This window comes from Mitsuaria sp. TWR114 (assembly GCF_007997345.1).
In genome coordinates this window covers 1-597 of the sequence record NZ_VOSR01001132.1, presented here as the reverse complement: position 1 = coordinate 597, position 597 = coordinate 1, and the positions used below count along the sequence as shown (strand labels likewise).

The window sequence follows — 597 nt, the reverse complement described above, 5'->3', positions numbered from 1 at the left end:
GGCGGCGCCAAGCCGCTGACGCAGGAGGAACTGCTGGCCTGCGCCGACCTGCTGCATGACCGCATGACCGAAAGCGTGCTGCTGTCGCGCGAGGATGCCGCCCACCTCTTCGACGACAAGCAGGCCCAGCCGCTCGCGCACGTGCCGGTGCAGGCCGCGGCCGCGCGGCGCTCGAGGAAGCCAACGGCGCCTGGGGCCTGGCGCTCTCCGACGACGAGATCGACTACCTCGTCGCCGCCTTCCAGAAGCTGGGCCGCGACCCCAGCGACGTCGAGCTGATGATGTTCGCGCAGGCCAACAGCGAGCACTGCCGCCACAAGATCTTCAACGCCCAGTTCACCATCGACGGTGAAGCGCAGCCGCTGTCGCTCTTCGGCATGATCCGCAACACCGAGAAGGTGTCGCCGCAGCACACCGTCATCGCCTACGCCGACAACGCCGCGGTGATGGAGGGCCACGCCATCGAGCGCTGGATGGCGGCCGGCGATCGCCGCGCGCCGAAGTACGAGGCCCGTGCCGAGACCGCGCACGTGCTGATGAAGGTCGAGACCCACAACCACCCGACGGCCATCTCCCCGCATCCGGGCGCGTCCACCG

Annotated in this window: 1 pseudogene; it reads left to right on the top strand. The window is 69.7% G+C overall.

The window, feature by feature from the left end:
- Nucleotides 1–597 (top strand): annotated as a pseudogene (locus FUT87_RS28135) (phosphoribosylformylglycinamidine synthase); the annotation flags it as partial.